The 16,694-nt window shown below is 75.0% G+C and carries 15 protein-coding genes, 1 other RNA gene and 1 pseudogene; 9 read left to right on the top strand and 8 right to left on the bottom strand.

Annotated features, from left to right (window positions below):
• Positions 1-42 precede the first annotated feature (42 nt).
• Together LWC33_RS27885 and LWC33_RS27880 are read right to left on the bottom strand one after the other, a co-directional pair.
• Positions 43-855 (bottom strand): fructosamine kinase family protein, encoded by an 813-nt coding sequence (locus LWC33_RS27885; protein ID WP_372476706.1) that lies wholly within the window; start codon positions 853-855, stop codon positions 43-45.
• A 2-nt stretch (positions 856-857) separates the two neighbouring features.
• The gene (locus LWC33_RS27880) at positions 858-1,316 is read right to left on the bottom strand and encodes a low molecular weight protein-tyrosine-phosphatase (protein WP_308191021.1); all 459 of its coding nucleotides are present in this window, start codon (positions 1,314-1,316) and stop codon (positions 858-860) included.
• A 24-nt stretch (positions 1,317-1,340) separates the two neighbouring features.
• Between LWC33_RS27880 and cobC the strand changes: the two genes are divergently transcribed.
• The 4 genes from cobC to LWC33_RS27860 are packed head-to-tail and all read left to right on the top strand — an operon-like array spanning position 1,341 to position 5,071.
• On the top strand, positions 1,341-2,471 hold the full coding sequence (gene cobC, locus LWC33_RS27875; RefSeq protein WP_233307660.1) for an Rv2231c family histidinol phosphate aminotransferase CobC: 1,131 nt from the start codon (positions 1,341-1,343) through the stop codon (positions 2,469-2,471).
• Between the two features lie 20 nt (positions 2,472-2,491).
• Positions 2,492-3,622 carry a Nif3-like dinuclear metal center hexameric protein gene (locus LWC33_RS27870; RefSeq protein WP_233307688.1) on the top strand — a complete coding sequence of 377 codons (1,131 nt, stop codon included), beginning with the start codon at positions 2,492-2,494 and terminating at the stop codon, positions 3,620-3,622.
• Positions 3,623-3,647: 25 nt separating this feature from the next.
• Positions 3,648-4,385, top strand: a complete 738-nt coding sequence (locus LWC33_RS27865) for a zinc ribbon domain-containing protein (protein ID WP_233307659.1) — start codon at positions 3,648-3,650, stop codon at positions 4,383-4,385.
• On the top strand, positions 4,382-5,071 hold the full coding sequence (locus LWC33_RS27860) for a histidine phosphatase family protein (protein ID WP_308191020.1): 690 nt from the start codon (positions 4,382-4,384) through the stop codon (positions 5,069-5,071). The genes LWC33_RS27865 and LWC33_RS27860 overlap by 4 nt, the downstream gene beginning before the upstream one ends.
• Here LWC33_RS27860 and LWC33_RS27855 read toward each other — a convergent pair.
• The 3 genes from LWC33_RS27855 to LWC33_RS27845 form a co-directional block, all read right to left on the bottom strand.
• On the bottom strand, positions 5,068-6,303 hold the full coding sequence (locus tag LWC33_RS27855; protein ID WP_233307658.1) for an SLC13 family permease: 1,236 nt from the start codon (positions 6,301-6,303) through the stop codon (positions 5,068-5,070). The genes LWC33_RS27860 and LWC33_RS27855 overlap by 4 nt on opposite strands.
• Positions 6,303-7,064: a sulfite exporter TauE/SafE family protein gene (locus LWC33_RS27850; protein ID WP_233307657.1), complete on the bottom strand. Its 762-nt coding sequence runs from the start codon at positions 7,062-7,064 to the stop codon at positions 6,303-6,305. The genes LWC33_RS27855 and LWC33_RS27850 overlap by 1 nt, the downstream gene beginning before the upstream one ends.
• A gap of 103 nt (positions 7,065-7,167) precedes the next feature.
• Positions 7,168-8,253, bottom strand: a complete 1,086-nt coding sequence (locus LWC33_RS27845; RefSeq protein ID WP_233307656.1) for a hypothetical protein — start codon at positions 8,251-8,253, stop codon at positions 7,168-7,170.
• Positions 8,254-8,347: 94 nt separating this feature from the next.
• Here LWC33_RS27845 and rnpB point away from each other — a divergent pair.
• Together rnpB and LWC33_RS27835 are read left to right on the top strand one after the other, a co-directional pair.
• Positions 8,348-8,741: RNase P RNA component class A (rnpB, locus tag LWC33_RS27840), an RNA gene on the top strand.
• Between the two features lie 174 nt (positions 8,742-8,915).
• Positions 8,916-10,886 (top strand): potassium transporter Kup, encoded by a 1,971-nt coding sequence (locus LWC33_RS27835; RefSeq protein WP_372476705.1) that lies wholly within the window; start codon positions 8,916-8,918, stop codon positions 10,884-10,886.
• A gap of 186 nt (positions 10,887-11,072) precedes the next feature.
• On the opposite strand, the gene LWC33_RS27830 is transcribed toward LWC33_RS27835, so the two are convergent.
• Positions 11,073-11,348 (bottom strand): universal stress protein, encoded by a 276-nt coding sequence (locus LWC33_RS27830; protein WP_233307655.1) that lies wholly within the window; start codon positions 11,346-11,348, stop codon positions 11,073-11,075.
• 248 nt (positions 11,349-11,596) lie between these two features.
• A pseudogene (locus tag LWC33_RS27825) lies at positions 11,597-11,893 on the bottom strand (universal stress protein); the annotation flags it as partial.
• A gap of 405 nt (positions 11,894-12,298) precedes the next feature.
• On the opposite strand from LWC33_RS27825, the gene LWC33_RS27820 reads away from it, so the two are divergent.
• The 3 genes from LWC33_RS27820 (at position 12,299) to LWC33_RS27810 (ending at position 14,359) form a co-directional block, all read left to right on the top strand.
• Positions 12,299-13,066 carry a trimeric intracellular cation channel family protein gene (locus LWC33_RS27820; protein WP_233307654.1) on the top strand — a complete coding sequence of 256 codons (768 nt, stop codon included), beginning with the start codon at positions 12,299-12,301 and terminating at the stop codon, positions 13,064-13,066.
• A 41-nt stretch (positions 13,067-13,107) separates the two neighbouring features.
• Positions 13,108-13,662 carry a phage holin family protein gene (locus LWC33_RS36275; RefSeq protein WP_233307653.1) on the top strand — a complete coding sequence of 185 codons (555 nt, stop codon included), beginning with the start codon at positions 13,108-13,110 and terminating at the stop codon, positions 13,660-13,662.
• Positions 13,663-13,813: 151 nt separating this feature from the next.
• Positions 13,814-14,359, top strand: coding sequence for a hypothetical protein (locus LWC33_RS27810; protein WP_233307652.1), 546 nt, complete (start codon positions 13,814-13,816; stop codon positions 14,357-14,359).
• A gap of 225 nt (positions 14,360-14,584) precedes the next feature.
• Here LWC33_RS27810 and LWC33_RS27805 read toward each other — a convergent pair whose 3' ends face one another.
• Entirely contained in the window at positions 14,585-16,534 is a 1,950-nt protein-coding gene (locus LWC33_RS27805) for a helix-turn-helix domain-containing protein (RefSeq protein WP_233307651.1), read from the bottom strand.
• Between the last annotated feature and the right edge of the window lie 160 nt (positions 16,535-16,694).

Raw genomic sequence — 16,694 nt, 5'->3', positions numbered from 1 at the left:
TCTGATCGCGTTACGGTTCCCTACTGCGACATTCCGGGCGGGTCAGGCGGCGCGGAGCGCAGCGTGTGCGGCCGCCACCGCCTGGCTGGCGTAGCCCTCGCCGAACAGCACCGTGTGCACGAGCAGCGGGAACAGCTGGTGGAGCGGGACCCGGGACCGCCAGCCCGCGGCCAGCGGAGCGGCCTCGTCGTAGGCCGCCAGCACCCGGTCGAGGTGCGGCAGGCCGAACAGCGCCAGCATCGCGAGGTCGGTCTCGCGGTGCCCGCCGTGCGCCGCGGGATCGATCAACCACGCGCCGTCGGTTGACCACAGGACGTTGCCCGACCACAGGTCGCCGTGCAGTCGGGCGGGCGGTTCGGCGGGCCCGGCGAGCTCCGGCAGCCGGGCGCAGACCTCCTCGAAGACCGCGGTGTCCGGCAGGTCGGCGCGCCGCACGTAGGCGAGCACCCGGTGCTCGGCGTACCACTCGGGCCACGAGTCGCCCGGCTCGTTGCGCATCCCGGTGGCGCCGATCCAGGCGTCGGCGGGACCACCGGGCGGGGGCGCGCCGAAGGCCGGCGCGCCGGCCTCGTGCAGCGTGGCGAGCCGACGGCCGAAGTCCTCGGCGGCGGTCACGGACGCCGGACCGGCCGGCACCTCCTGGCTGACCAGGCACTCCGCGTCGGCGGCGTACACCTCGGGGACGGGCGGTCCCCCGGGCACGGCCAGCCACCGCAGGCCCGCGGCCTCGGCGGGCACGGACGGGTCCCGCTTGACGACGGCGGCCCGCCCGTCGGGCAGGGTCACCCGGCGCACCCCACCGCCGCGGACGACGCCGGGCTCCAGCCCGACGGCGGCGAGCGCGTCCCCGGGCACGGTCAGAGTTCCTTGCGGACCCGCTCCAGCAGGCCCGGAACGGCGGCCTCGATCATGCGCAGGACCTCGTCGAAGCCGTCCGGACCGCCGTAGTAGGGGTCGGGGACCTCGGCGTCGTCCGAGGCCGCGGGGTCGAAGGACCGGAGCACCACGACCCGGTCCGGCTCGGGGACGGAGTCGCGCAGGGCCCGGCGGTGGCCGTGGTCGAGGGCGACGAGGACGTCGGCGGAGAGCACGTGCGAGTCGATCTGGCGCGCGGTGTGGGCGGTGTCGTAGCCGTGCCGGGCGAGGACCTCGGCCGCCCGCGGGTCCATCGGTTCGCCGACGTGCCAGCCGCCCGTTCCTGCGCTGGTCACCGCCACGGCGTCGGTCAGCCCGGCCTCGTCGAGGGCGGCGCGGAACACCTTCTCCGCCATCGGGGAGCGGCAGATGTTGCCGGTACAGACGAAACTGACATGCACACCGCCACCGTAGGGTGCCCCGGTATGGAGGGTGTCGCGGAGCCGCCGGAGGAGATCAAGCCCACTGTGTCCGGTTCGGGTGCGATCGCCCCGGGTCCGGAGGCGGACACCCTGCGTCATCCCCTGCACCACCACGGGGACGCCGAGGCGACGCCGGGGCTCGTCGACTTCGCGGTCAACGTGCAGGGGGACGCCCCGCCGGCCTGGCTGCGGGCCCGGCTCGCGGCCGCGCTCGACGACCTGGCCCGCTACCCGTCGGCGGAACACGACCGGCGCGCCCGCGAGGCCGTCGCGCACCGGCACGGCCGCGAGCCCGGCGAGGTGCTGGTGCTGGCGGGCAGCGCGGAGGGGTTCGCGCTGCTCCCGGCCCTGCGGCCGCGCCTACCGGTCGTCGTGCACCCCGGGTTCACCGAGCCGGAGGCCGCCCTGCGCGGCGCCGGGCTCGCCGTCGGACACGTGCTCACCGTGGAGGCGGACGGGCACCGGCTCGACCCGGCGGCCGTGCCGGAGGAGGCCGACCTGGTCGTCGTCGGGAACCCCACGAACCCGACCGGCGTGCTGCACCCCGCCGCGGACCTGCGGGCGTTGGCCCGGCCCGGGCGCGTCCTGGTCGTCGACGAGGCCTTCGCCGACGCCGTCGCGGGTGAGCCCGAGTCGCTCGCGGGGGAGCGGCTGCCGGGGCTGCTGGTCCTGCGCTCGCTGACCAAGACCTGGGCGCTCGCCGGCCTGCGCGCGGGCTACGCGCTCGGCGATCCCGACCTGCTCGCGCGGCTTGCCGCCCCGCGGCCGCACTGGCCCGTCGGCACCCTGGGCCTCGAGGCGGTGATCGCCTGCTCCGAGCCGGCCGCGGTCGCCGAGGCGGAGCGGGCGGCCGGGGAGCTGGCGCGGCACCGCCGTGCGCAGGCCGCGGCCCTGGCGGAGGTGCCCGGCGTCGAGGTGCTGCCCGGCGTGGCGCCGTACCTGCTGCTGCGGCTCCCCGCAGGCCGTGGCGCACAGGTGCGGGAGCGGTTGCGACAGAACGGGATCGCCGTGCGTCGCGGCGACACCTTCCCCGGTCTCGGGCCCGACCACCTGCGGGTCGCGGTGCGCGAACCCGCCCGGGTGGCGCTCCTGGTCGAGGCGCTCGACGCCGCCCTGGTAGGTGTAGCGGCGTGAGCGAGCACCCCCAGGCGTCGCTGGCCGACGTCACCGCCGCCCTCGAGGCGGTCTATCCGCCCGGCCTCGCCCAGGACTGGGACGCCGTCGGCCTGGTCTGCGGCGACCCGGCCGAGCCGGTGCGCCGCGTGCTGTTCGCCGTCGACGCGGTGGCGGAGACGGTCGAGGAGGCGCTCGGGACCGACGCGCAACTGCTGGTGACGCACCATCCGCTGCTGCTCCGGGGGGTGCACGGGGTCGGTGCCGACACGCCCAAGGGGGCGCTGCTGCACAGGCTGATCCGCGGGGGCGTCGGGCTCTTCACCGCGCACACCAACGCCGACTCGGCCGACCCCGGGGTGTCCGACGCGTTGGCCGGGGCCCTGGGCCTGCGGGTGGAGGCGCCGCTGCAGCCGCAACCGGCGGAGCCACTCGACAAGATCGTCGCGTTCGTCCCGACCGGGCCCGCGCTGCGGGGCGTGCACGAGGCGCTCTCCGCGGCCGGGGCGGGGGAGATCGGCGACTACAGCCACTGCTCGTTCGCCACGGCCGGGACCGGGCAGTTCCTGCCGCACGCGGGGGCCAACCCGGCGATCGGCGAGGTCGGGAAGCTGGAGCGGGTCGCGGAGACCCGGCTCGAGATGGTCCTGGCGCGGCAGCGCCGGCGCGCGGTCGTCGAGGCGCTGCGCGCGTCGCACCCGTACGAGGAGCCCGCCTTCGACGTGTTCGAGCTGGCCGCGCTGCCCTCCGGCCGCGGGCTCGGCCGGGTCGGGGAGCTGCCGGAGGCCGAGCCGTTGTCCGCCTTCACCGAGCGGGTGGCGGCCGCCCTGCCGCCGACGGCGTGGGGGGTGCGTGCGGCCGGGGACCCGGACCGTCCGGTCCGGCGGGTCGCGGTGTGCGGCGGGGCGGGGGACTCGGCGCTGTCCGCGGCGATCGCGGCCGGCGTCGACGCCTACGTGACCGCGGACCTGCGCCACCACCCGGCGTCGGAGCACCTCCTGGCGGGGTCGCTGCCCGGCCGGCCGACGCCCGCGCTGGTCGACGTCGCGCACTGGGCGTCGGAGTGGCCGTGGTGCGCGCAGGCGGCGGCCGTCGTCGACGAGGCGCTGGGGGGTAGCGTCGAGACCCGCGTGTCCCGGCTCCGGACCGATCCCTGGACCCTCGGCGCGTGATCACCCGAGAAGGAGGACGAGGGGCGTGAAGGCCGATCCCGCCGCGCAGCGGCGGCTGCTGGACCTGGCCGAGGTCGACGCGGAGCTCACCCGGCTGGCACATCGCCGCCGGGCGCTGCCCGAGCACACGGAGCTGACCGAGGCCGAGGCGCGCGTGCGGGCGAGCAAGGACGCGGTGGTCGAGGCCGAGACCGCGGCGGGCGACCTCGACCGCGACATCCGCCGGCTGGAGCGCGACGTCGAGGGCGTTCGGGCGCGCACCGAGAAGGACAGGGCCGCGCTCGCGGGGTCCGGGGTGAGTGCCCGGCAGGCGGCCGACCTGCAGCACGAGCTCGAGACCCTCGCCCGCCGGCAGGGCGTCCTCGAGGACGAGCAGCTCGAGGTCATGGAGCAGCGGGAGGCGCTGGGCGGCAACCTCGACCACGCCCGCCGCGTGCTCGCCGAGGCCGAGGAGGGCCTGCAGGGCGTGACCGGGCGCCGCGACACCGCACTGGCCGACATCGACGCCGCCGAGGCCGGCCGGCGCCGCGCCCGCGAGGCGATCCTCCCCGACCTGCCCGCCGACCTGCTGGGCGTCTACGAGAAGCGCCGGGAGCAGGGGCGTGCCGGCGCCGGGCTGCTGCGCGAGCGCCGCTGCGGCGCCTGCCGGCTGGAGCTGGACCGCACCTTCCTCGGCCGGATCAAGGCCGCGGCCGCCGACGACGTCGTCCACTGCGAGGAGTGCGAGGCGATCCTGGTGCGGACGGGGGAGTCGGGGCTGTGACGGGCTCGGCCCCCTCGGGCGCCACCCCCTCCGGCTCCGCCGCCTGGACCGGCCAGAAGGGCGCGCCGACCCGGATGCTGCTGCTCCGACACGGCCAGACGCCGCTGTCGGTGGAGAAGCGCTACTCAGGGCTGGGCGATCCCGCGCTGACCGCGCGGGGCGAGTCCCAGGCGGCCGGGGCGGCGGAGCGGATCGGCGCCCTCGGTGGCGTCGACGCGATCCTCACCTCGCCGCTGCTGCGCGCGCGCCAGACCGCCGAGGCCGTCGCCGCCACCACCGGGCTGCCGGTGGAGGTGCGCGACGGGCTCATCGAGACGGACTTCGGCGAGTGGGAGGGCCTGACCTTCGTCGAGGCCCGCGAGCGGGATCCCGAGCTCTTCGCGCGCTGGCTGGGCAGCACGGAGGTGGCCCCGCCCGGCGGCGAGAGCTTCGCCGAGGCCGGGGTCCGCGTCGCCGCCGAGCGCGCCAAGATCGTGGCCGACTTCCCGGGCCGCACGGTCGTCGTGGTCAGCCACGTCACGCCGATCAAGCTGATCCTGCAGGAGGCTCTCGCCAGCGGCAGCTCGATCCTCTACCGGCTGCACCTGGACCTGGCGTCGCTCTGCATCGCGGACTTCTTCCCCGACGGCGGGGCGTCGGTCCGGCTGGTCAACGACACCTCCCACGTGCCCGGGGACCCGAGCTAACCCACGAGGCTCCACACCGCCCACAGCGCCGCCGTCGCCGCGGTGAGCGCCACCGGCACGGTCAGCAGGCCGACCGCGGTGAACGTGCGCAGGCTCGGCGTGACGGGCAGGACCCGGCGCCACAGCAGCGTGGCCAGTGATCCCACGTACGTGAGGTTCGGGCCGAAGTTCACCCCGAGCAGCAGCGCGAGGACCAGCGCCGGGTGCGGCGCCGGGCCGAGCGCGGCGACCAGGACGAGCGTGGCCGGCAGGTTGTTGACGACGTTCGCCAGCACGGCGGCGACGGCCGCGACCCCGAGCAGCCCGGGGAAGGTCGGCGCATCGGGCAGGATCCCGGCCAGCCAGCCCGCCAGCCCGTGCGTCGCGACGGCGGCGACCACCACGCCGAGCGCCAGCACGAACACGCAGAACAACGGCGAGGTCCCGCGGACCAACCCTCCGAACCCGATCTCCCGGCGGACCAGCGCCCGCACCGCGAGCACAACCGCCCCGGCCGCCGCCACCCAGACCGGCGCGACGCCGGCCGTCGACGAGAGACCGAACCCCGCCAGCGTGAGTGCGAGGACGACCAGCGCGAACCGCGGCGCCCGCTCGCCGTTGCGGGGCGTGGGCACCGGGACCGACTCGCCGAGATCGGCGCGGAAGAACCGGCGGAGCACGCCGTACTCCACCGCGAGCGTGACCAGCCACGGCAGCAGCATCAGCCCGGCGAACCCGAGGAACGACAGCCCCGACGCCTCGAAGACGAGCAGGTTCGTCAGGTTCGACACGGGCAGCAGCAGCGATCCCGCGTTGGCGAGGTGGACGCAGGCGTAGGCGTGCGGCCGCTCCGGGAGCCGCAGCCGGGCCGTCGTCGCGAGGACCACGGGGGTCAGCAGCACGACGGTCGCGTCGAGGCTCAGCACCACCGTGACCGCGGTGGCCGCGGCGAAGACCAGACCGAACAGCCGCGGGGCGTGGCCGCGGGCCGCTCCCGCGAGCCGGGCGCCGAGCCACGTGAACACGCCCTCGGCGTCGGCGAGCCGCCCGAGCAGCAGGATCGCCGCCAGGAACCCGACGGTCGGGCCCAGCTCGCCGATCTCCGCCACGGCCGCGGGCCAGGGCAGGAGCCCGAGCACGACGACGAGGACCGCGGCCGGTACCGCCGCCACGGCCTCGGGGAGGCCGCGGGGCCGCAGGACCGCGACCGCCAGCACGATCGCGAGGAGCGCGACCGCGAGAACGAACGCCATCAGCTGAGGAGCAGGTACACGCCGACCGCCAGGCCGAGCGCCACCACGCACCAGCGCAAGATGTTCTCGCGCATCCGCCGGGCGATCCGGGCGCCGAGGTAGCCGCCGATCAGCGTGGTGGGCGCGAGGATGGCGACGTCGAACCAGTCGACAGGGGCGCGCAGCCCGAAGATCACCAGGGTGACCGTCGCGGCCACGAGCGACAGCAGGCCCTTGAGGGCGTTCAGCCGGACGAGCGTGTCGTTGGCCAGCAGCGACAGCACCGAGATCAGGATGACCCCGAGCGCCCCGCCGAAGTAGCCGCCGTAGACGCCGGCGAGGAACACCGCCGGCAGCAGCCAGGCCGTCCGGTCCGGGGCGTCGGCGTCCGGCGTGCCGATCCACCGCTTCAGGTACGGGCCGAGTGCCATGAGGATGCTGGCCAGGATGACCAGGACGGGCACGACGGCGTCGAACACCGAGCCCGGCAGGATCAGCAGCAGCACGCAGCCGAGGACCGAGCCGAGGGCGGCGGCGATGCAGGTGAGCACGATGCGCCGGCGCTGTTCGCGCAGCTCCAGCCGCTGGCCGGCGACGATGCCGAGGTAGCCCGGCCACTGCGCGATCGAGTTCGTGACGTTGGCGGCCAGCGGGTTGAGGCCGACGGCGAGCAGGGCGGGGAAGACCAGCAGGGAGCCGCCGCCGGCGACGGCGTTGACCACGCCGGCCACCAACCCGGCGGCGAGGAGGAAGACCAGCTGACCCGGCGACGCGCCCACCACGGCGGGAACAGTAGACGGCCGGTCGGCGGGCCGCTCGGCCTCGTCCGTAACGTCCGGGTGCCGGAGGTACGAGGTACTGCATTGCGCACCGGTCGGGGGTGCACTATGGAGTGGGGTCGCGGTGCCGAGCGGGGCCGCTGGGGGAGGTCGCGATGTCGCAGCGCTGGGGTGTCGTCCTGGCGACGGTGCTGATCCTCGGCTGGTGCGTGGTGCCGATCTGGCTGTTGTTGCACCGCCCCGAGGGCCCGACGCGCGCGGTGCGGGCGGCGGTGGCCGGGGTGGTCGCGGTCGTCGGGCTCGGGGCGCTGCTGGCGGCCTGGGTGGGCACCTCGTCGGGGGAGGGGACGCTGCGCACCTTCGTGACCGGTCCTCCGCCGACGGAGCGTCCGCCGCTGGCCGCTCCCGCGCCGGCCCCTCCCTCCACGGTTCCGTCGTCGCCGGCGACCGGCACGACGACGGGGAACACGGAGATGGTGGCCGGCCCGGAACAGCCTGCCGCGTCGCCGGAGCGCGTCCTGGCGCAGTCGGGCGGATCGTCGGACTCCTCCCACACCTCGGACTCCTCGGGCTTCTCGGACTCCTCGACCGCGGACGACCGGGCGCCGGTGGACGACGACACGTCGCCGCCGCGGGCCGCGGCGGTCGGGGGCGACGACGCCGCGCCCGTGCGGCCGGGTGGCACGGAGGGTGGGCCGGCGTCCCACGAGGCCCAGCCGGTCGGGGTCGTCGCGAACCGGCCTCCCGCGGTTCGGCCTCCGGCCGGGTCGGGCCCCACCGCTCCGACGGCCCCGGGGCCCCGCACGCCCCCGGCGCCGGAGTCCTCCGCGCTCGGTACGCCGACCACGCTTCCGACCACCCGACCGACGACGCAGCCGACGACGCTTCCGACCACCCCACCGACGACGCCACCGACCACGCAGCCGACCACGGTGTCCCCGAAGCCCACACCGACCCCCACGACGACCACGCGGACCCGTCCGCCCAAGCCGTCGACCACGCCGCCCGGCCCGGCCCCCACGACGGAGGGCAGCGCGCTGACGTCCACGCCCACCCGGACGTGGACGAGGACCAAGACGCGGCTCGCGGCGCCGCCGAGCCCGCCGGTCCCGACCACGCCGGTCCCGACCCCGACCACCCCGACCGTCCCGCCCACCCCGACCGCGCCGCCCAGCTGACCCACCGCCCGCATCCCTCCAGGTTGGGCCCGGCTCCGGGACCTTCCCGATCCTCGTGGAGCCGCGTGCGTCGCGCCGTGATCCCCGCGCTACGATCCGTGGCGCGGACGAGCGGGCCGGGCGACCGCGTCGGCATCACGCCGCCGAGGAAAGTCCGGACTCCACAGGGCAGGGTGGTTGTCAACGGCAACCCGGGGCGACCCGCGGGACAGTGCCACAGAGAACAGACCGCCGCGCGCCCCTGGGCGCGCGGTAAGGGTGAAACGGTGGTGTAAGAGACCACCAGCACCCCGGGTGACCGGGGTGGCTCGGTAAACCCCACCCGGAGCAAGGCCAAGAGGCCTCCCTCGGGAGGCTGCGCAGGTGTTCGAGGACGGCCCGTCCGAGCCTGCGGGTAGGCCGCTCGAGCCTGCCGGTGACGGCAGGCCTAGATGGATGGTCGCCGAACGGAGCGCCGCGAGGCGCCCGGGAACAGGATCCGGCTTACAGGCCCGCTCGTCCGCCCTCACTTGCCGGCCTGCGAATCGACACGCAAGAAGTTGGCCCGCCGTGCCCGCACCCGCTCCGCGCTCCAGGGCCGATACTGACCGTCTCGCGATCGTGGGACGAACACACGCTGGCACGGCCGGACAGCGGAGCTGCTGGAGCACCAACGTGCGGGTCGGTAGGAGGCGCTATGACCCGGGGTAAGTCTGAATCCCTACCGGGTGCGGGCGATTCGGCGGGCATCGAACAAGCGGATGCGGGCAATCAGGAGGATTCGCCACTGCACCGGTCGGGCCTGGTCGGGCTCGCCGTCGGCGCTCTGGGTGTGGTGTTCGGCGACATCGGTACCAGCCCGTTGTATTCGCTGCAGACGGTGTTCTCGATCGACAACCAGGCGATCAGGCCGACGATCGACGACGTGTACAGCGTCGTCTCGGCGATCTTCTGGTCGATCACGCTCGTGGTGTCGGTCAAGTACGTGATCTTCATCCTGCGCGCCGACAACGACGGTGAGGGCGGGATCATGGCACTCGCCGCGCTGGTGCGCGGGGTGATGAAGACGTCTGCGCGGCGGGCTGCGTTCGCGCTGGGCCTCGGCGTGCTGGGGGCGTCGTTGTTCTACGGCGACTCGCTGATCACGCCGGCGATCTCGGTGCTCTCGGCGGTCGAGGGGCTCGAGGTCGCGCAACCCGACCTCACCGAGGCCGTGCTGCCGATCGGGATCGTCATCCTCGCGCTGTTGTTCGTGGCGCAGCGGTTCGGCACGCACCGCGTGGGAAGGCTCTTCGGGCCGATCATGATCGTGTGGTTCCTGGTGATCGCCGTGCTGGGCGTGCCGCACATCGCCCGCCATCCCGGGGTGCTGCGGGGGCTCTCGCCGACCTACGCCGCCGCGTTCCTCGTGCAGCATCCGGTGACGGCGTTCATCGGGATGGGCGCGGTCGTGCTCGTGATCACCGGCGCCGAGGCGCTCTATGCGGACATGGGGCACTTCGGGCGCCGTCCGATCCGGCTGTCCTGGTTCGCGCTCGTCTTCCCGGCCCTGATCCTCAACTATCTCGGCCAGGCGGCATTGGTTCTGGACGACCCGCAGGCCGCTAGGAACCCGTTCTTCCTGCTGGCGCCCTCCTGGGCGCGGCTGCCGCTGGTCGTCCTGGCCACCGCGGCGACGGTGATCGCCTCCCAGGCGGTGATCTCCGGGGCGTTCTCGATGTCCCGGCAGGCGGTGCGGCTGGGCTACCTGCCGCAGTTGACCGTGCGGCAGACCTCGGAGGTCGAAGGCGGCCAGATCTACATCCCCGCAGTGAACTGGCTGTTGTTCGCCGGCGTGCTCGTACTCATGGTGGTCTTCCAGTCCTCGAGCAGACTCGCGACCGCGTACGGCGTCGCCGTGACCGGCACGCTGGTCCTGACGACGACCTTGTTCGTGACCTACGCCGCCACGGCCTGGAGGTGGGCGCGCTGGAAGCTGGTCGCCGTCGCGGTCGTGTTCGGTGGCAGCGAGATCGCCTACTTCGGGGCCAACCTGGCCAAGGTCCTCGACGGCGGTTGGATACCGCTGCTCGTGGCCGCGATCGTGATCACGGTGATGACCACGTGGCAGCGGGGGAGACGCACCATCACCGCGCGGCGCGTCGACGTGGAGGGCCCGCTGCCCGACTTCCTGCTGATGCTGACCACCGAGAACATCCGCCGGGTACCGGGCACCGCGGTCTTCCCTCACCCGACGAAGGAGACCGCCCCGCTGGCGTTGCGGGCCAACGTGGCGTTCAACCACGTGCTGCACGAACGCGTCGTCATCGTCTCGGTGCGGCCGGCGAACGTGCCCCATGTTCCGCCGAGCCGGCGGGCGGCGATCGAGGAGCTCGACGAGCAGTACGGGATCCTGCACCTCTCGGTCCGATTCGGGTTCCAGGACGAGCAGGATCTGCCCGAGGTCCTGCGCCATGCTTGTGCGCTGTCGGACAAGCTGGACTTCGACCCGGATCTCGCGTCGTACTTCCTGTCCCGCATGACGATCGAACGCGGCACCCAGTCCGGTATGAGCACGTGGCGCAAGCGCCTGTTCATCGGGCTGTCCCACAACGCCGCCACGCCGGCGGCCAACTTCAAGCTGCCCGTCGGCCGGACGGTCGTGATGGGGTCGCGCGTCGAACTGTGACGCCGAGCGGAACGTGATGCCACCGGGCGGAGCCGTGGACGACGCGATGAACGCCTCCCACACCGCCGGCCGCGACGAGTCTCTGGCCCAGGGCGCGCCCTCCGACACCGGCGCCGATGATCAGTACGCGGAGGGCCGGTGGTCGCGCTCGCCCCTGCCTCGAGCCTCGGGTCTCCGCCGTCGGGGTCACTGCTGCGGCAGGTTGCCGGCCTCGGCCCGCACCACGGGAACGGGGGCGTCGGCGTGCTGCAGCACGGCCTGGCTCACCGAGCCCAGCAGCGCTCCGCGCACCGTGCCTCGCCCGCGTGAACCGACGACGACCAGCCCGGCGCCGTGCGACCGCGCGACCAGGGCGGCCGCCGGAGGCTCGCGCAGCACGACCCGCTCGACCGGCACGTCGGGGTAGCCGGCGGTCCGGGCCGCCAGGCACTGGTCGAGCAGCCCCCGCTCGTCGGTCTCCACCGCGTTCCAGTCGATGATGCCGGCAGGTAGGGGTCGTTGACCGGGTCGCCCCAGGCACGTACGGCGACCAGCGGAACCCGCCTGCGCGCGGCCTCGTCGAAGGCGAACCCGAGCGCGGCCTCGCCGGGCGGGCTCTCGTCCACCCCGACCACGACGGGAGCGCCGGTGTCCCGCGGGGCTCCCTCGCCACGGACGACGACCACCGGCGCCGACGCCTGCGCGGCCACGGCGATGGACACCGAGCCGAGCAGCAGCCCGGTGAAGCCACCGCGGCCGCGGGAGCCGACGACGACCAACCGGGCCGTGGTCGACTCGTCGCGCAGCACCGCCGGAGCCTCGCCGCCGCGGACCTCGGTCGTGACCACGAGCTCCGGCGCGGCGTCCCGGGCCACCTCGGCGGCGGCCTGCAGGTGCTGCTCGGAACCCCGGGTGAGGGCCTGCCGCTGGTACTGCGCCGAGCGCCGGAACGCCGAGCGGCTGATAGATCCGCCAGGGCACCGCGGCGACCAGCCGCAGGGGTGCGCCTCGCTCCGCGGCCTCGGCATCCGCCCAGCGGACCGCGGTGAGCGCCGTGCCGAGCCGTCGACACCGACGACCACGGCGGTGCGGGCGGTGACGTCCATCGGCTCCTCGTCCTCGCCCTCCACGGTCCGTCGGGCCGGCTGCGCGCCGCCGCGGCCGAGGGTCGCCGGGGGATGAGGTCCTGCGTCGTCGACATACGGGACGTTCGTCCCCGTAGCCCGGTCCTGTACGGCAACCTGCGACCGGCTGTTCCGCGGCGGACAGGCGCTGCCCAACGGCGAGCACCCACCGGCGGCAGCGACCCACGAAGCGGGGGTCCACCAACCGGGGGACCCCGCGTTCGTTCTCTCCACCGGTCGGTCGCAGGGCACCGGATCGGCCTGCCCGACGCGACGCTCGAGCGGTCGCCGCAGGAGCGGGAGGTGCCCATGACCGTCTACGGCGTCGCCGGCCATGCCCTGGAGCTGGGCGGGGTCTTCGCCATCGCCGCCCTCGGTGCCGAGTTGGGCCGGCGCCGCGGCCTCAACGGTCTGGCGGTCACGCTCTTCGCGATGGTCAGTGCGCTCGGCGGCGGTCTCGTCCGCGATCTCGCCATGGGCGCGCCGCCCGTTGCGGTGCACAGTTTCGGCGACCCCGCCGCCGCGCTGGCCGCGGGCCTCGCCGTGGCCGTACTCGGCCGGCACGTGCCGCGGGTCCTCGTCCCGCTGCGGGTGGTCGAGGCCGTCGGGCTCGGCGTGCTGTGCGTGAACGGCACGGCCAGGGCCCTGGCGGTCGGGCAGACCCCGGTCGCCGCGGCTGCGCTGGGATTCGTGACGGTGGTCGGCGGCGGCATCGTGCGCGACAGCCTGACCGGCCGCGCTCCCGGCGTGTTCCGGCGCGGGCGGGCAGCCCGCCTGGTCCTGCTCGCGCTCACCTCGGTCACCGCGGTCGTCCTGCTCCGCGTCGGTCGGCTCGACCCCGCCGCCGGTCTCGTGGTCGCGGCGTGCGCGTCCACGATGCTGCTGGTGTGCGAGCGCGGCGGGGCCGCCGAAGCCCCGACGAGAGCCGAGCCGGTTTCCGCCTCGGTGGCGCTGAGTCCGCACCCGGACCGGACGACGACCGGTGCGCCCGCCCGGCCCTGTCGGTCGGGGGCCGAGGCGTGTACCAACGATCCCGTCCGTGCGCCCTCCGGCCGGAGCGACCCGCCGACGCGATGACCGAGGAGAGTCCCATGCCGACCTCACGACCGTCCGGATCGGTGAGCAGCCCTGCCGGCGGTCCCGATCGACCCACGAGCTCCGCAACCGAGGACTCCGGCACCGAGAGCTCCGGCACCGAGAGCTCCGGCACCGAGAGCTCCGGCACCGAGAGCTCCGGCACCGAGGCGATCCGCGGCTTCGTCGACGACGTGCGCCGGCTGTTCCAGCAGGAGCTACGCACCGCGGACTCCGGCGCCGAGGCGATGCGCGCCTTCGTCGACGACATGCGCGAGCTGCTCCCGCGGGAGCTGCGCACCGCGCAGGAGGAGCTGGCCGGCAAGGTGGGTGCGGCCTTCGAGGGGGTGCTGTTCCTCGGCGTCGGCGTGGTGCTCGGCGCCGTCGCGGCGGGCACCTCCACCGTGGTGATCATGCGGATGCTGGAGAAGGTTCTCCCCCCGACCGTGGCGGCCGCGCTCGTGACGATCGTCGTCGCCGCCGCCGCTGCCGTGCTCGTGGCAATGGGGCTCGAGAAGGTCCGGCGCGTGTTCCCGCTCCTTCCGGAGCGGGCCCTCGACGAACTGCGCGAGGAGATCCGTGAGGCGATGCCGGGCTGAGCGCGCCGGGACCGGCCGAAGAGCCTCTGCCGTCCTCGCCTCGCACGGGTGAGGCGACCCGCCGACGACGCGGTGACGCTCGGCACCGACGGTCCGCTGCCGGGCCACCGGGGGAGCGGACCGGACCGCGATCCAGTCGAAGGGAAGCGACATGGCAATCGGGCCTGTGCAGTTGATCGTTCTCGGATTCCGGCATCCGGACTTCCACGGCCGGATCATCGAGGAACTGGAGAGGTTGCGCGAGAGCGACACCGTGCGGGTGATCGACTCCTTGGCCGTCTACAAGGACGCTGCCGGCGACATCGAGGCGATGCACCTGAGCAACCTGTCCCAGGACGAGGCGATCGAGCTCGGCAGCAAGATCGGCGCGCTGATCGGCCTCGGCTTCGAGGGCGAGGAGGGAATGGAGGCGGGTGCCGAGGCGGGTGCCGAGGCGGCGGCGGAAGGAGCCACGGTGTTCTCCGACGAGGAGGCGTGGGACGTCCTGGCCGACATCCCGAACGACTCGGCCGCAGCGCTCCTCCTGATCGAGCACCACTGGGCGGTGCCGTTGCGCGACGCCGTCGCCGAGGCCCACGGCTTCCGCATCAACGACGCCTTCATCAGCCCGCTGGACCTGGTCGAGATCGGCCTGATCTCCAACGACGAGGCCAAGGACCAGCACCTCCTGGAGACGGCGTCGGCCAGCAGGAGGTGACCGGCGCGCCCACCACCACGACGACGATCACGACGACAACGACGACGGCACCGCGGAGGTAGAGATGTTCGGATCACGCAGGGTCGCACGACGCACCGCACGACGCACTGCCCGTAGGGTGGACCGGCGCCGCTGAGCGGCCGACGGGCGAGGAAGGACGGACGAGTCCGGCCGGCCGTGGGTGGCTCCGGACGGTTTCGACCGCTGTGCCTCCGGCCGGCCGGCTCACCGGCCCGCTCGTCCGCCCCACCCGCTCGCGGCCGCGGGCCTCCCGGCCCGGCCGAGCGGCTCGCCCAGCTGCCGGTTCAGCGCGAGGGCCAGCTGCATCTCGACGGCGCCGGCGGGTTCCCGCCACCGCCGTCCCCCGAGGACGTCGGTGATGCGATCGAGCCGTTGGTAGACCGTGTTGACGTGGATGCCGAGCGCCCGCGCCGTCGCCGGCGGGCTCTGGCCCGCCGAGAAGTAGGCCTCGACGGTGGCGAGCAGGCTCGAGCCGTTTGCCCGGTCGTAGGCCGTCACCGGGCCCAGGGTGCGGTCCAGCAGGCCGCGGATCTGCCGGGGGTCGGCGGTCTCGAGCACGGTGCCGAGCATCCCCAGGTCGGGCAGGGCGGCGCCCTGACCCTCCCGGCCGAGGGCGAGCAGCAGCCGGTGGCAGCGCGCCGCCGATCGGTGCAGCCCGCGCAGCACCCGGGCGCCCGCGCCGGGCCCGGCGGCCCCCGCGGTGACGGGTCGGCCGGCCACCGCGGACAGCTCGGCCACCACGAGGCGGGCCGCGTCGTCGGGGTCGAGCCCGGGCAGGAGGAGGACGATCGTCTCCCCGTGCACCCCGGCCAGCCCGCCGTACCGCTCCGCGATCGCGACGGCCGCACCGAGCACGGGCTGGTCCGGTCCCGGCAACGCCCGCGGTCCCTGCTGCGGGCGGGAGGTGCCGGCGACGACCACCGAATGCGGTCGCTCGAAGTCCGCGATGCCCGAGCGGACCGCCCGGCGCTGCAGCACCGCCCAGTCCGGCGCGCGGTCGGCCACCAGGTCGGCCAGGAGCTCGGCGTGCACCTCCCGGGCGACGAGCGCGGCCTGCCGGTCCATCACGAGCAGCAGGGCCGCCGTCTGGGCCGCGCGTTCCAGGGTGCGTTCGTCCGCGGGGGACAGGGGCCCGCGGCGGAGGAGCCGCAGGCACCCGAGCGACTCCTCGCCCACGCGCACCTCGACCTCGTGCGCCTGCAGGTCGGCGGGGGCCCGGCCGGAGTCGTCGCGGCACTCGGCGAGCACCCGGCCGTCCCCGGCGAGGAGCACCGCGCCGCCGCCGAGGATGCGCCGGACCACCCGGACGAGCTCGGCCACCTCCGTCCGTTCGAGGGCGAGGGGCATGAGCTGCTCGTGCGCGAACGCCGCCCGCTCGAGCGCGTGCCGCTGGGCCGCGAGCCGGGCCCCGGCCTCCCGCAGCTCCGCGGTCACGGACTGAATGCGCTCGTAGAGGCGGGCGTTCTCGATCACGACGGACGCGTGGGCGGCCAGCGAGGACAGCAGCGCGATCTCGGCCTGGTCGTAGTCGCGCCGGACCCGGTGCGCGGCGAAGAGCGCGCCGATCACCGTGGAGCCGGTCCTCATCGGCACGCCGGCGATGCTGACGATCCCGTCGGCGCCGACCGCGGCCGCCACCAGCGGGTCGTGCCGGATGCGCTCGTCGACGAGGTAGTCGGAGGTCGCGAGCGCCTGCCCGGTCTGGATGACGTAGCCCCCGACCCCGTACCCGGGCCGCTGCCGGACGGCCCGGATCCCGTCGGTCCGGGTGCCTGCGGTGACCCGCATGTAGGCGTCGCCGGTCGCCTCGTCGACCAGGGCGATGTAGGCGGAGTCCGAGCCCAGCAGGCGCCGCGCCCGTTCGACGATCGCGCGCAGCACCTCGCCGCTGCTACGCAGCGAGGTCAGGTCGCGGGCCGTCGCGTTGAGCGCCGCGCCCTCGCGCTCCCGCCGACGGCGGAGGTCGAGCAGGTCGCGCACGGCGAGCGCGTCGGCCGCCGCCCGTGCGGCGAGGGGCTCGCCCGGCAGCCCGGCGACGGCGTCGGTGACGGCCCCGGCCGGGGCGTCGTCGGCGAGCAGCGCCACCACGCGGGTGAGGGTCTCGGCGACGGGCGTCGCCGGGACCGGTCGCTCGGGGGACTGCAGGGGGGACATCGTCGGCCTCCCGGTGCTGGACGAACGATCGTTAAGCACTGTAGGTGGGCGGGTGGGACGGGGGCAATGGCGCCGAGCGGCCGGCGGTCCGGTGGTCGTCCCGCGGCTCAGCCTGGATCCACCGGTGAAGCGCGCTGATTCGGGCGAGTCGTGACACACG

The organism is Pseudonocardia terrae (assembly GCF_021343995.1).
Classification (GTDB): domain Bacteria; phylum Actinomycetota; class Actinomycetes; order Mycobacteriales; family Pseudonocardiaceae; genus Pseudonocardia; species Pseudonocardia terrae.
Note: the sequence above shows the minus strand (reverse complement) of the source record. Positions and strands in the feature narration are given on the sequence as shown.

Coding starts and splice junctions, on each gene's coding strand:
- LWC33_RS27805 (WP_233307651.1), bottom strand. CDS start 16,534: ATGTCCCCCCTGCAGTCCCCCGAGCGACCGGTCCCGGCGACGCCCGTC.
- cobC (WP_233307660.1), top strand. CDS start 1,341: ATGGAGGGTGTCGCGGAGCCGCCGGAGGAGATCAAGCCCACTGTGTCC.
- LWC33_RS27810 (WP_233307652.1), top strand. CDS start 13,814: ATGGCAATCGGGCCTGTGCAGTTGATCGTTCTCGGATTCCGGCATCCG.
- LWC33_RS27845 (WP_233307656.1), bottom strand. CDS start 8,253: ATGCGGGCGGTGGGTCAGCTGGGCGGCGCGGTCGGGGTGGGCGGGACG.
- LWC33_RS27855 (WP_233307658.1), bottom strand. CDS start 6,303: ATGGCGTTCGTTCTCGCGGTCGCGCTCCTCGCGATCGTGCTGGCGGTC.
- LWC33_RS27835 (WP_372476705.1), top strand. CDS start 8,916: ATGACCCGGGGTAAGTCTGAATCCCTACCGGGTGCGGGCGATTCGGCG.
- LWC33_RS27820 (WP_233307654.1), top strand. CDS start 12,299: ATGACCGTCTACGGCGTCGCCGGCCATGCCCTGGAGCTGGGCGGGGTC.